Genomic DNA, 12,321 nt, shown 5'->3' with positions numbered 1-12,321 from the left:
ACCGGGACCGGCACGACCCGACGCTGACCGTGTGGTTCGGGCTGACCGCCGACGACTCCGCCCCGGAGTTGCTGCGCGGCCGCGCGGCTGCGGGGCCAGCTGTCGGGCACGCTGCGGGATCGAGCGCGGCGGGTTCGGGGTATCGGGGGGCTGGCCCTGCAGGCCGGCGTGGCCGCGGCGCTGTCCTGGCTGGTGGTGCGCGACGTGCTGCACGTCTCGCAGCCGGTGTTCGCGCCGATCTCCGCGGTCTCCACCCTCGCGGCGTCGGTCGGGCAACGCCTGCGCCGCACCGTCGAGCTGATCATCGGTGTCACCGTCGGGGTGCTGGTCGGTGACCTGCTGCTCGGGGTGATGGGCACCGGGTGGTGGCAGCTCGCTCTGATCGTCGTGTTGGCGATCGTCGTCGCGCTGTTCCTCGTCGGCAGCGCGGCCGTGGTGATCCAGGCGGGCGCCACGGCCGTGCTCATCGCCACGCTGAGTCCAGCCGTGCGCGACCTGGAGATCCCCCGCTTCGTGGATGCTCTCGTCGGGGGCGCCGTGGCGCTGCTGGTCACCGCCGTCCTGCTGCCGTTGAGCCCGTTGCGGGTGCTCAACCGGGCCGCGCGACCGGCGCTGGACCTGCTCAGCGCCCAACTCGACGCCACCGCCGGCGCGTTGGCCGACCGGGACATCGACCGCGCGCTGACCGCCCGGGCGAGGTTGCGGCAGAACAAGGACGAGCTGGGTGCGCTCGTCGAGGCGACGCAGGGTGCCCGGGAGGCCAGCACCCTCTCACCCGTGCACTGGCATCAGCGGCAGGGGCCGGTGGCCCGGTACGCGCGCACGGCGGAGCCGATCGACCGGGCCATGCGCAATGCGGGAACGCTGATCCGTAGGGCGGTGACCCTGCTCGAGGACGGTGAGCCCGTCCCGGAACCCCTGCCCACGGCGGTCGCCGGCCTGGCCGAGGCGGTACGCCTGCTCCAGCGGCAGTTCGCCGCCGGCAAGGAGCCCGTTCAGGCGCGCGAGCGGGCGCTCCGGGCGGTCTGCGCCGCTGGCGACGCCTACCGGGAAGGCGTCGGTTTCTCCGGGAACGTCGTGGTGGCGCAGGTTCGGACGACCGCCAGCGACCTGCTGGTGGCCACCGGTCTGAGCCAGGAGGCCGCGAACCGGGTGGTCCGCCGCGCGTTCGCAACCGCTGACACACCCGCTGAGCAGCGCCGATGACTACCGTGGCAGCAATCTGAGCCACAGGTGTTGCATGCTGAGCCAAAGTGGTGCCATGATGGTGCCATGGACTTGAGGCCGTACGTCGAGAACCTGCGTAACGAGTTCGCCGTGGCAGCCGAGGGCGTGGATCCGGAGAGTCGGGCGCTGGCCGAACGGCTCTTCACCCAGCTCGAAGCGGCCACCCACCTCACGCTGCTCGAGGCGCTGTCCGACGCGGCCGACGAGATCACCCGCGATCTCGCCCCCGGGTCGGTGCACGTCCGGCTGCGCGGACGCGAGCCCGACTTCGTGGTGGCACCCGCCGCCGCGCCCACGGACGGGCCGGGCGAGCCCGCCGCGCCAGCTCCGGCCCCGGCGCCTCTGCTGCCACCCGAGGGCGACGAGGGCGGCACGTCCCGGATCAACCTCCGCCTTCCCGACCACCTCAAGGCCAGCGTCGACGAGGCCGCGAGTCGCGCCGGGCTCTCCGTCAACGCGTGGCTGGTGCGCGCCGTCGCCGGCGCGGTCGGGGCCGGTGGCCCCGACCGTCAGCCGCCGCGCCGGCCGGAGCCCCCGAGGTCCGGCCAGCACGTCACCGGCTGGGCGCGCTGAGCAGCCGCACACCCACCCCGTAGCTCTTTCCGCCTCCGCCAACACCTCCCGGGAGACCACCATGCCTGTTTTCGACACGCCAGAACCGATCTCCGTCCAGGTCGAGCTGCCCATCGGGGACGCCTGGATCGCCGCGACCGACCGCACCGACACCGTGGTACGGGTACGGCCCCGCGACCCGTCGAGCAAGGCCGACGTGAACGCGGCCGAGCAGACCTCCGTCGACTTCGCCGCCGGGCAGCTGCGGATCAGGGTGCCGAAGAGCTGGCGCCGGTACGGCTTCGGCTCCGGCCCGTCGGTCGACGTCCTGATCGAGGTGCCGAGCGGCACGCGGCTGCACGCCGAGGCGGCCTGGGCGGCCTTCCGCGGCGAGGGTCGGCTCGGTGAGTGCCGGATCAAGACCGGAAGCGCGATCCGGCTGGAGGAGACCGGGCAGTTGGAGATCGACAGCAGCCACGGCGAGGTCGTGGTGGAGCGTGTTACCGGTTCGGCCCGGGTGAAGGCGTCGTCCGGCAAGGTGCGCCTCGGCGCGGTAGACGGCACCGCCGAAATCAAGAACTCCTCCGGCGACTGCTGGATCGGGCGCAGCGGAGGCGACGTCCGCATCAACACCGCGTACGGCGACATCACCGTCGACGCGTCGACCGCCTCGGTGGCGGCGCGCACCGCGTACGGCAACGTGCGGCTGGGTGAGGTCGTGCGCGGGTCGATCGAGTCACAGACCTCCTACGGCGCGATCGAGGTGGGCGTCCGGCGCGGCACCGCCGCCTGGCTCGACGTCAGCTCCCGACACGGCCGCGTCCACAACGCCCTCGACGCCGCCGACAGCCCGGCCGAGACCGACGAGACGGTCGAGATCCGCGCCAACACGTCCTACGGCGACATCACCATCCGCCGCGCCTGACGCGCCCCGGCCCGACCACAGATGAGGAAACCATGACCGGCAGCAGCAGACCCGCGATCGTCACCACCGAGCTGCGCAAGTCCTACGGCGACAAGGTCGTGCTCGACGGCATCGACCTGATGATCACCGAGGGAACGATCTTCGCGCTGCTCGGCCCCAACGGCGCCGGCAAGACCACCACCGTGCAGATCCTCTCCACCCTCCTTTCGGCCGACGGCGGCCACGCCCGCGTCCTCGGCCACGGCGTGACCCGCGACGCCGACGCGGTACGCGAGCTGATCGGCGTCACCGGCCAGTTCTCCGCGGTGGACAGCCTGCTCACCGGCCGGGAGAACCTGCACCTCATGGCCGATCTGTGTCACCTGGACCGCGCGGCGGGTCGCCGCCGGATCGCCGACCTGCTCGACCAGTTCGACCTGACCGAAGCGGCGGACAAGCCGGCCGCGACGTACTCCGGCGGCACGCGCCGTCGACTCGACCTCGCGATGACACTCGTCGGCGATCCCCGCGTCATCTTCCTCGACGAGCCGACGACCGGGCTCGACCCGCGCAGCCGCCGCGCCATGTGGCACATCATCAAGGCGCTGGCCGCCGAGGGCGTCACCATCCTGTTGACGACCCAGTACCTGGAGGAGGCCGACCACCTCGCCGACCGCGTCGCCTTCCTCGACCACGGTCGGCTGATCGCCGAGGGTGCCCCGCACGAGCTCAAGCGGCTCATCCCGGGCGGTCACGTGGTCCTGCGCTTCACCGACCAGGGCCAACTCGACTCGGCGGCCCGTACGTTCGCGACGGCCACCCGGGACGACGCCGCGCTGACCCTCGAGGTGCCGAGCGACGGCGGGGTGGGTTCGCTGCGGTCCCTCCTCGACGACCTAGACCGGGGCTCCATCACCGTCGCCGGTCTCGCCGTGCACACCCCGGATCTCGACGACGTCTTCCTCGCCCTCACCGGCCAACCCGACGCCCCCTCCAGCCGTGAAAGGGCCACTGCGCGATGAGCACCCTGCCCTTCGCCCTGCGCGACTCCTCGACCATGCTGCGGCGCAACCTCCTGCACATGCGCCGCTACCCGTCGCTGACCCTGATGCTCATCGGCATCCCGGTCATCCTTCTGCTGCTCTTCGTGTACGTCTTCGGCGGCACGCTCGGCGCCGGCCTCGGACCGACCGGCGGCCGGGCCGAGTACGCCAACTACGTCACCCCCGGCATCCTGCTCATCACGGTGGCCAGCGCGGCGCAGGGCACCGCGATCTCGGTCGCCATGGACATGGCCGAGGGCATCATCGCCCGGTTCCGTACCATGGCGATCTTTCGACCGTCGGTTCTCACCGGCCACGTCGTGGGCAGCGTGTTCCAGACGATGGTCAGCCTGGCGGCCGTCACCGGCGCGGCGCTGCTCGTCGGGTTCCGCCCCACCGCCGACGCCGTCGAGTGGTTCGCCGCGATCGGCGTGCTGACCATGGTCACCGTCGCCGTCACCTGGCTGTCGGTCGCCCTGGGCCTGGTCACCAGGAGCGTCGAGACGGCCAGCAACCTGCCCATGCCGCTGGTGCTGTTGCCGTTCCTCGGCAGCGGGTTCGTCCCCACCGACTCGATGCCGACGCCGGTCCGCCTGTTCGCCGACTACCAGCCCTTCACCCCGGTCATGGAGACGCTCCGCGGCCTGCTGCTCGGCAGCGGAATCGGTGTCAACGGGCTCCTCGCGGTCGCCTGGTGCGCCGTCATCACGGTCGGCTGCTTCTGCTGGGCCAAGGCGCTCTACAACCGTCCGCGCACGGCCTGACCCAACGTCCTCCGACGACCGACGACCGACGACCCGGCCCGGATGGGGGCCGGGTCGTCGGTGTGTCACCGGGCGGTCCCTGCGTCAGCCGGGGGCCCGGCCCGCCCGTCCGGCGGGGCCCGGAAAGCCCCGACACGGCCGGCCCGGAGCCGATCACTCCGGCGACGAGTCGACCCCGCGATCATGCATCGAATGTTATCGATAACACGCCGCGCCGGCCAGCGACCCGCCGTGGCGGTCGGGTGCTGGAGCGCCGGGTCAGGGGTCCGGACGCGGCGGCGGCGCGTTCGACGGGTCTGATCATGCCTGGGTGGCGACGCCGTCGATGTTATCGCTGCCATCCGCGCCGGCCGTCGATCGTCATCGCCATCTGACGGGGTCACGACCGCCCGCTGCCCCGGATCGAGCGCCTTGCGCCGGTCCGGTATTGACGCGCCCGAGTCGGTACGGCCTCCGCGTTCCGTTACGGAGCTGTTGCAGGTAGATGTCTTGACGAGGCTGGATGTGAGCGTTAACACTATCTCCGTTAACGGTGGAGGTGAACATGGAGCGTGTGGGCGGAGCTGCCGAAAGCTACGTCGTGGGTGTCGATTTCGGCACCCTCTCCGGGCGGGCCCTGGTGGTCCGGGTTTCTGATGGTGCCGAGCTCGGGACCGCGGTGCACGAGTACGGCGACGGGGTCATCAGCGAGACGCTGCCCGGAGGTCGGTCGCTGCCCCCGGACTGGGCGTTGCAGAATCCGGACGACTACCGCGACGTGCTGCGCCACGCCGTTCCGGCCGCGGTCGCCGCGGCGGGGGTGGACCCGGCGGCGGTGGTGGGCATCGGCATCGACTTCACCGCCTGCACCGTGCTGCCGACCGACGCCCACGGCACCCCGCTGTGCGAGGTTCCCGAGCTGCGCGACCGGCCGCACTCCTGGGTCAAGCTGTGGAAGCACCACGCCGCGCAGCCGCACGCCGACCGGATCAACGCGCTGGCCCATGAGCGGTCGGAGCCGTGGATCGGCCGGTACGGCGGAAAGATCTCCGCCGAGTGGCAGTACGCCAAGGGTCTGCAGCTCCTGGAGGAGGACCCGGAGATCTACCACCGGGCCGAGCGGTTCATCGAGGCCGCCGACTGGATCGTCTGGCAGCTCAGCGGCACCGAGACCCGGAACGTCTGCACGGCCGGCTACAAGGGCATCCTGCAGGACGGGCAGTACCCGTCCGAGAGCTTCCTGACCGCGCTCAACCCTGACTTCGGCGACTTCGTGGCCAAGCTCGACGGTCCGCTGCTGCCGCTCGGCGCGCGGGCCGGCACGCTCAGCGCCCGCGCCTCCGCCTGGACCGGCCTCCCGGAGGGGATCGCCGTGGCGGTCGGCAACGTCGACGCGCACGTCACCGCGGCCTCTGCCCAGGCCGTTCAGCCCGGTCGGCTGGTCGCCATCATGGGCACGTCCACCTGCCACGTGGTCAACGGCGAGCACCCGGCCGAGGTCGCCGGGATGTGCGGCGTGGTCGACGGCGGCATCAGCCCCGGCGCGTGGGGCTACGAGGCCGGCCAGAGCGGTGTCGGCGACATCTTCGGCTGGTTCGTCAAGCACGGCGCACCGGCCGGGTTCGACTCGCACGAACGTCTCACCGAGCTGGCCGCCAGCCAGCCGGTCGGCGCGCACGGCCTGATCGCGCTGGACTGGTGGAACGGCAACCGCTCGCTGCTGGTCAACCACGACCTGAGCGGGATGATCGTCGGGATGACCCTGGCCACCCGCCCGCAGGACATCTACCGCGCGCTGCTGGAAGCCACGGCGTTCGGCACCAGGATGATCATCGACGCGTTCGTCGAGGCCGGGGTGCCCGTCAACGACCTGGTGATCGCCGGCGGCCTCACCAACAACAAGCTCCTGATGCAGATCTACGCCGACGTGACCAAGCGCCCGCTGAACATCATCGCGTCCGCGCAGGGGCCGGCGCTCGGCTCGGCGATCCACGCCGCCGTCGCCGCCGGGGCGTACCCGTCGATCCACGAGGCGTCCCAGGCGATGGGGCGGGTGCACGAGGCCGTCTACACGCCGGACCCGGAGCGGGCCCGTGCCTACGACGGCCTGTACGCCGAGTACCGGGCGCTGCACGACCACTTCGGTCGCGGCGGCAACGACGTCATGCTCCGCCTCCGGGCGATCCGCAACGCGGCGGTAGAGGCCGCCGTGCCCACCCACGAGGCCACGCTGGAGGTCGTCGCATGAACGCAGAGGTGAGCCGGCAGATCGGTGAACTGCGCGAGACCGTTGCCCGCCTGCACAGCGAGCTGACCCGGTACAACCTGGTCGCCTGGACGTCCGGCAACGTCTCGGCGCGGGTGCCCGGCCAGGACCTCATGGTCATCAAGCCGAGCGGCGTGGGCTACGACGACCTCACGGCCGAGACGATGGTGGTCTGCGACCTCGACGGCGTCCTCGTCGAGGGTGACCTGGCGCCGTCCAGCGACACGGCCGCCCACGCCTACGTCTACCGCGCCATGCCCGAGGTCGGCGGCGTGGTGCACACGCACAGCTCGTACGCCAGCGCCTGGGCGGCCTGTGGCGAGGCGATCCCCTGCCACCTCACCGCCCAGGCCGACGAGTTCGGCGGGGAGATCCCGCTGGGCCCGTTCGCGCTGATCGGCGGCGACGACATCGGCAAGGGCATCGTCGCCACGCTCTCCGGGCACCGTTCACCCGCCGTGCTCATGCGCAACCACGGTGTCTTCACCATCGGCCGCAACGCCCGCGCGGCGGTCAAGGCCGCGGTCATGTGCGAGGACGTGGCCCGTACCTCGTACCTGGCGCGCACCCTCGGGCAGCCCGTGCCGATCGCGCAGGCCGACATCGACGCTCTCTACCACCGTTACCAGAACGTCTACGGCCAACAACCAGTCGCACCGGCGAGCTCCTGACCGTCTCCACACGGCCCGCCGGTCTGCTCCACCGACGCACCAGCACGCACCACCCGCGTACGCCACCTCTGCTCGTCGGCGGCTGACGCGGTCCCCACCACACCCAGCCAAGGAGATCTGATGAGAAAGATGCGAACGCAGCGCGCTATCGCGGTCCTCGCCAGTGTGCTGCTCATCGGCGGCGTGGCGGCCTGCGGCAACAGCGACACCGGCGGCGGCGGGTCCAAGGACGATGGCAAGATCACGATGGGCTTCTCCCAGGTCGGCGCCGAGAGCGGGTGGCGTACGGCGAACACCACCTCGATCAAGGAGTCGGCGGCCGCGGCGGGCATCGAGCTGAAGTTCGACGACGCGCAGCAGAAGCAGGAGAACCAGATCAAGGCCATCCGCAACTACATCCAGCAGAAGGTGGACGTCATCGCCTTCTCGCCGGTGGTGGAGTCCGGATGGGACACCGTGCTCAAGGAGGCCAAGGACGCCGGCATCCCGGTCATCCTGACCGACCGCTCGGTCGACTCGGCCGACAAGAGCCTCTACAAGACCTTCCTCGGCTCGGACTTCGTCAAGGAGGGCAAGCTCGCGGGCGAGTGGCTGGTCGAGCAGAAGAAGGGCGCCACGGGCCCGGTCAACATCGTCGAGCTGCAGGGCAACACGGGTGCCGCTCCGGCGAACGACCGCAAGAAGGGCTTCGGCGAGGCGATCGCCGCCAACCCGAACCTGAAGATCATCGCCTCGCAGCCGGGTGACTTCACCCGGGCGGGTGGCAAGCAGGTCATGGAGCAGTTCCTCAAGGCCAACCCGAAGATCGACGTGCTGTTCGCGCACAACGACGACATGGGTCTGGGTGCTCTCGAGGCGATCACCGCGGCCGGCAAGGTGCCGGGCAAGGACATCACCATCATCACGGTCGACGCCGTCAAGGACGGTATGCAGGCTCTCGCCGACGGGAAGTTCAACTTCATCGCGGAGTGCAGCCCGCTGCTCGGCCCTCAGCTGATGGACCTCGCCAAGAAGGTCAAGGCGGGCGAGACGGTGCCGGCTCGGATCGAGACCGAGGAGACCACCTTCACGCAGGAGCAGGCCAAGGAGGCTCTGCCCACCCGCAAGTACTGATCGACGAGGAGGGGTCGCCACGCTCGCGTGGCGGCCCCGCCGCGTCGCCCTGTAAACCACGAACGGACCGGGCATGACCCGCGACGACCCGCGCCACGCCCGCCCGAGCCCAGGTGAAGGGCCGGGCGGGCGCGGTGGGAGCGCAACGGCCCATCCGCGTCGACAACCCCCAGAAGAGGTCTGATGGGATGACGGATAGCCGTCCGGTCCTGACGATGACCGGGATCAGCAAGTCCTTCCCCGGGGTGCGTGCACTCCACGACGTCAACTTCCGGCTCTTCCCCGGCGAGGTGCACGCCCTGATGGGCGAGAACGGCGCCGGGAAGTCGACCCTCATCAAGGTGCTGACCGGCGTCTACGACACGGACGACGGCACGATCACCCTCGGCGGCGAGCCGGTGTCCTTCAGCGGGCCGATGCAGGCGACGGCCGCCGGGGTGAGCACCGTCTACCAGGAGGTCAATCTCTGCACCAACCTCTCGGTGGCGGAGAACATCTTCATCGGACGTGAGCCGAGGCTGTTCGGCGCCGTCCGCTGGGGCGAGGTCCGCCGCCGCGCCCGCGCGCTCCTGAGCCGTCTCGACCTCGACCTCGACGTCAGCGCGCCGCTGGGCTCGTACTCCCTCGCGATCCAGCAGATGGTCGCGATCGCCCGCGCGATCGACATCCAGGCCCGGGTGCTGATCCTGGACGAGCCGACGTCCAGTCTCGACGCGGGTGAGGTCGCGCAGTTGTTCCGCATCATGCGGCAGCTCCGCGACGAGGGCATCGCGATCCTGTTCGTGACGCACTTCCTCGACCAGGTTTACGAGATCGCCGACCGCATCACGGTGCTGCGCAACGGCGGTCTCGTCGGCGAGTACCTGACCGCCGAGCTGCCCCAACTCGGCCTCGTCGAGAAGATGATCGGCAAGGAGCTCGACGTCCTCGAGGGAATCGAGGAGCACTCCCGGCGCGACCTGGCCGCGATCGAGGAGGGCACCCCCCTGGTGGCGGTGTCGAAGCTGGGCCGGGCGGGCGCGGTCGAGCCGTTCAGTCTGACCATCCACCCCGGTGAGGTGGTGGGCCTCGCCGGCCTGCTGGGCTCGGGGCGTACCGAGGTGGCGCGGTTGTTCTTCGGCGCCGACCGGGCCGACGGTGGGCAGGTCGCGATCGACGGCACGTCGAGCAGTTTGCGTACCCCCGCGCAGGCGATCGACCAGGGCGTCGGCTTCTGCTCGGAGAACCGTCGGGCCGAGGGCATCGTCCCCGACCTGTCGGTCCGCGAGAACATGATCCTCGCCATGCAGGCCGCCCGGGGTTGGCTGCGCCCGATCCCGCGCCGCCGCCAGGACGAACTGGTCGACAAGTACGTCAAGGCGCTCAACATCCGTCCGGCGGACCCGGAGGTGCCGGTTCGCAACCTCTCCGGCGGCAACCAGCAGAAGGTGCTCCTCGCCCGCTGGCTGATCACCGAGCCACGGCTGCTGATCCTGGACGAGCCGACCCGCGGTATCGACATCGGCGCGAAGACCGAGATCCAGCGGCTCGTGGCGCAACTGTCCGACGGTGGGATGGCGGTGCTGTTCATCTCGGCCGAGTTGGAGGAGGTGCTGCGCCTCAGCCACAAGGTGGCGGTCATGCGGGACCGGCAGATGGTCGCGCAGCTCGCCAACAACGAGGACCTCGACGCGGAGCGCATCATGCAGACGATCGCGAGTGGATCCCACCGGGAGGAGGCGGACCGATGAACGACACGAAGGGCCGCTATCGGACGATGATCGGTCACCGGCTGTTCTGGCCCGTCGCCGTGCTGGTGGTCATGCTCGCCGCGAACACGATCTACCGGCCCGGGTTCCTGTCCATCGAGCTCAAGGACGGGCACCTGTACGGCACGCCGATTGACATCCTCCGGCTGAGCGCCCCGCTGATCCTCGTGGCGCTGGGCATGACGCTGGTCATCTCGACCGGCGGCATCGACCTGTCGGTCGGCTCTATCTGCGCCATCAGCGGCGCGGTCGCCTGCATGTACATCAGCAAGCAGACCGACCAGAGCAGCCTCGCCGTGGTGCTGACCGCCCTCGCGATGGCGTTCGGTATCTCGCTGGTGCTGGGTGCCTGGAACGGGGTGCTGGTGGCCGTGATCGGCATTCAACCGATCATCGCCACGCTGATCCTGATGGTGGCCGGTCGCGGCCTCGCCCAGCTGATCACCCAGGGCCAGATCATCACCATCAACTCGGGGCCGTTCCGGGCCATCGGGCTGGGTCACCTGCTGACCCTGCCGCTGGCCATCTTCATCGCGCTCGCCGCCGCACTGCTCGTCGCCGCGTTCACCCGTCGCACCGCGCTCGGCATGATCGTCGAGTCGGTGGGCGGCAACGCCGAGGCGAGCCGACTGGCGGGCATCCGGTCCAACCGGGTCATCTTCCTCGTGTACGTGCTCAGCGCCGCCTGCGCCGCCGTCGCCGGTTTCATGATGACGGCCAACGTGTCCAGCGCCGACGGCAACGCCGTCGGCCTCTGGGTGGAGCTGGACGCCATCCTGGCGGTCGTCATCGGCGGCACGTCCCTCGCCGGCGGCCGGTTCTACCTCAGCGGCACCATTCTCGGGGCGCTGATCATCCAGACCCTGACCACCACGGTGTACGCCATGAACATCTCGCCGCAGACGTCGCTGCTGTTCAAGGCGGTGGTCGTCATCGCTGTGTGCCTCATCCAGGCGCCGGCCTTCCGGGCCCGGTTCAGCCGGCGACGGAAGAGCACCCCGCCGCCGCGCCCCGTCGCCGACAAGCCGAAGGAGCAGGTGCCGGCATGACCACCGGATCGCTCACCGCCCCCCGCCGTACCCGGTTCCGGCTGCCCCGGCGGCAGGTGCCGGTGCTGGCCACGCTCGCCCTGCTGCTGGTGATGTACGGCATCGGCGTGTCCCAGTACACGGCGTTCTCGAACGTCCAGGTCATCTTCAACGTCTTCATCGACAACGGCTTCCTGCTCGTCGTCGCGGTGGGGATGACCTTCGTGATCCTCACCGGCGGCATCGACCTGTCGGTCGGGTCCGTCGTCGCCATGACGGCGATGGTGTCGGCGGCGCTGTTGGAGAAGGGCCTGCCGGCGGCGCTCGTACTCGTGATCGCGCTGCTCATCGGGCCGACGCTCGGCCTGTTGATGGGCTGTGTCATCCACTTCTTCGACATCCAGCCGTTCATCGTGACGCTCGCCGGGATGTTCTTCGCCCGGGGCATGTGCACGTTCATCTCGGACTCGTCGATCCCGATCACCGACGGTTTCTGGACCAGGATGTCGCAGGAGCGGATCGGCGATCCCCGGGGCAACTTCGTCTCGATCAGCGTGCTGATCGCCTTCGCCGTGGTGCTCGTCGCCGCGTACGTGCTGGCGTACACCCGGTTGGGACGGAACGTCCACGCGATCGGCGGCAACCCGCAGTCGGCGCTGCTGATGGGCCTGCCGCTGGGGCGTACCCGGATCGCCGTCTACACGATCAGCGGGCTCTGCTCCGCGATCGGCGGAATCCTGCTGTCGTTCTACACCCTCTCCGGGGCGCCGCTGATCGCCGTCGGCATGGAGCTGGACGTCATCGCCGCCGTCGTCATCGGTGGCACGGTGCTCACCGGCGGCTCGGGTTACATTTTCGGCACCGTGCTCGGCGTGCTGGTCCTGGGTGTGATCCAGACCCTCATCACGTTCGACGGCAGCCTCAACTCCTGGTGGACCAAGATCGTGATCGGCGGCCTGCTCTTCGCGTTCATCCTCCTGCAGCGACTCATCGGAATCCGTTACAAGTGACCGCCCCTCTCGCGGA

General features: G+C 70.2%; 11 protein-coding genes. All 11 read left to right on the top strand.

Annotated elements, in window-relative coordinates:
• Positions 1-87: 87 nt before the first annotated feature.
• The 11 genes from AB0J36_RS26395 (at position 88) to yjfF (ending at position 12,305) form a co-directional block, all read left to right on the top strand.
• A complete protein-coding gene (locus tag AB0J36_RS26395; protein WP_357397059.1) occupies positions 88-1,206 on the top strand; it encodes an FUSC family protein in 1,119 nt (372 codons plus the stop codon).
• 66 nt (positions 1,207-1,272) lie between these two features.
• The gene (locus AB0J36_RS26390; RefSeq protein WP_357120423.1) at positions 1,273-1,800 is read left to right on the top strand and encodes a hypothetical protein; all 528 of its coding nucleotides are present in this window, start codon (positions 1,273-1,275) and stop codon (positions 1,798-1,800) included.
• A 61-nt stretch (positions 1,801-1,861) separates the two neighbouring features.
• Positions 1,862-2,704, top strand: coding sequence for a DUF4097 family beta strand repeat-containing protein (locus tag AB0J36_RS26385; RefSeq protein ID WP_357120420.1), 843 nt, complete (start codon positions 1,862-1,864; stop codon positions 2,702-2,704).
• Positions 2,705-2,736: 32 nt separating this feature from the next.
• The gene (locus AB0J36_RS26380; protein ID WP_363661221.1) at positions 2,737-3,705 is read left to right on the top strand and encodes an ATP-binding cassette domain-containing protein; all 969 of its coding nucleotides are present in this window, start codon (positions 2,737-2,739) and stop codon (positions 3,703-3,705) included.
• Entirely contained in the window at positions 3,702-4,490 is a 789-nt protein-coding gene (locus AB0J36_RS26375) for an ABC transporter permease (RefSeq protein WP_363661220.1), read from the top strand. The genes AB0J36_RS26380 and AB0J36_RS26375 overlap by 4 nt, the downstream gene beginning before the upstream one ends.
• A 544-nt stretch (positions 4,491-5,034) precedes the next feature.
• On the top strand, positions 5,035-6,717 hold the full coding sequence (araB, locus tag AB0J36_RS26370) for a ribulokinase (RefSeq protein ID WP_363661219.1): 1,683 nt from the start codon (positions 5,035-5,037) through the stop codon (positions 6,715-6,717).
• Positions 6,714-7,406, top strand: coding sequence for an L-ribulose-5-phosphate 4-epimerase (locus AB0J36_RS26365; RefSeq protein WP_357120408.1), 693 nt, complete (start codon positions 6,714-6,716; stop codon positions 7,404-7,406). The genes araB and AB0J36_RS26365 overlap by 4 nt, the downstream gene beginning before the upstream one ends.
• Before the next feature lie 120 nt (positions 7,407-7,526).
• Positions 7,527-8,519, top strand: a complete 993-nt coding sequence (locus tag AB0J36_RS26360) for an ABC transporter substrate-binding protein (RefSeq protein WP_357120405.1) — start codon at positions 7,527-7,529, stop codon at positions 8,517-8,519.
• A gap of 188 nt (positions 8,520-8,707) precedes the next feature.
• Positions 8,708-10,249: a sugar ABC transporter ATP-binding protein gene (locus AB0J36_RS26355; protein WP_355050441.1), complete on the top strand. Its 1,542-nt coding sequence runs from the start codon at positions 8,708-8,710 to the stop codon at positions 10,247-10,249.
• Complete coding sequence (locus AB0J36_RS26350; RefSeq protein WP_357120401.1) at positions 10,246-11,316, top strand: ABC transporter permease; 1,071 nt, start codon at positions 10,246-10,248, stop codon at positions 11,314-11,316. The genes AB0J36_RS26355 and AB0J36_RS26350 overlap by 4 nt, the downstream gene beginning before the upstream one ends.
• Positions 11,313-12,305: a galactofuranose ABC transporter, permease protein YjfF gene (yjfF, locus tag AB0J36_RS26345; protein ID WP_357120398.1), complete on the top strand. Its 993-nt coding sequence runs from the start codon at positions 11,313-11,315 to the stop codon at positions 12,303-12,305. Before AB0J36_RS26350 ends, yjfF begins: the two co-directional genes overlap by 4 nt.
• Positions 12,306-12,321 lie beyond the last annotated feature (16 nt).

Source organism: Micromonospora sp. NPDC049662, from assembly GCF_040675055.1.
Taxonomy (GTDB): domain Bacteria; phylum Actinomycetota; class Actinomycetes; order Mycobacteriales; family Micromonosporaceae; genus Micromonospora.
Note: the sequence above shows the minus strand (reverse complement) of the source record. Positions and strands in the feature narration are given on the sequence as shown.

Excerpts from the sequence above, each read along its gene's own strand:
- AB0J36_RS26375 (WP_363661220.1), top strand. The coding sequence starts at position 3,702 with ATGAGCACCCTGCCCTTCGCCCTGCGCGACTCCTCGACCATGCTGCGG.
- AB0J36_RS26385 (WP_357120420.1), top strand. The coding sequence starts at position 1,862 with ATGCCTGTTTTCGACACGCCAGAACCGATCTCCGTCCAGGTCGAGCTG.
- AB0J36_RS26380 (WP_363661221.1), top strand. The coding sequence starts at position 2,737 with ATGACCGGCAGCAGCAGACCCGCGATCGTCACCACCGAGCTGCGCAAG.
- yjfF (WP_357120398.1), top strand. The coding sequence starts at position 11,313 with ATGACCACCGGATCGCTCACCGCCCCCCGCCGTACCCGGTTCCGGCTG.
- AB0J36_RS26365 (WP_357120408.1), top strand. The coding sequence starts at position 6,714 with ATGAACGCAGAGGTGAGCCGGCAGATCGGTGAACTGCGCGAGACCGTT.
- AB0J36_RS26390 (WP_357120423.1), top strand. The coding sequence starts at position 1,273 with ATGGACTTGAGGCCGTACGTCGAGAACCTGCGTAACGAGTTCGCCGTG.
- araB (WP_363661219.1), top strand. The coding sequence starts at position 5,035 with ATGGAGCGTGTGGGCGGAGCTGCCGAAAGCTACGTCGTGGGTGTCGAT.
- AB0J36_RS26355 (WP_355050441.1), top strand. The coding sequence starts at position 8,708 with ATGACGGATAGCCGTCCGGTCCTGACGATGACCGGGATCAGCAAGTCC.
- AB0J36_RS26350 (WP_357120401.1), top strand. The coding sequence starts at position 10,246 with ATGAACGACACGAAGGGCCGCTATCGGACGATGATCGGTCACCGGCTG.
- AB0J36_RS26360 (WP_357120405.1), top strand. The coding sequence starts at position 7,527 with ATGAGAAAGATGCGAACGCAGCGCGCTATCGCGGTCCTCGCCAGTGTG.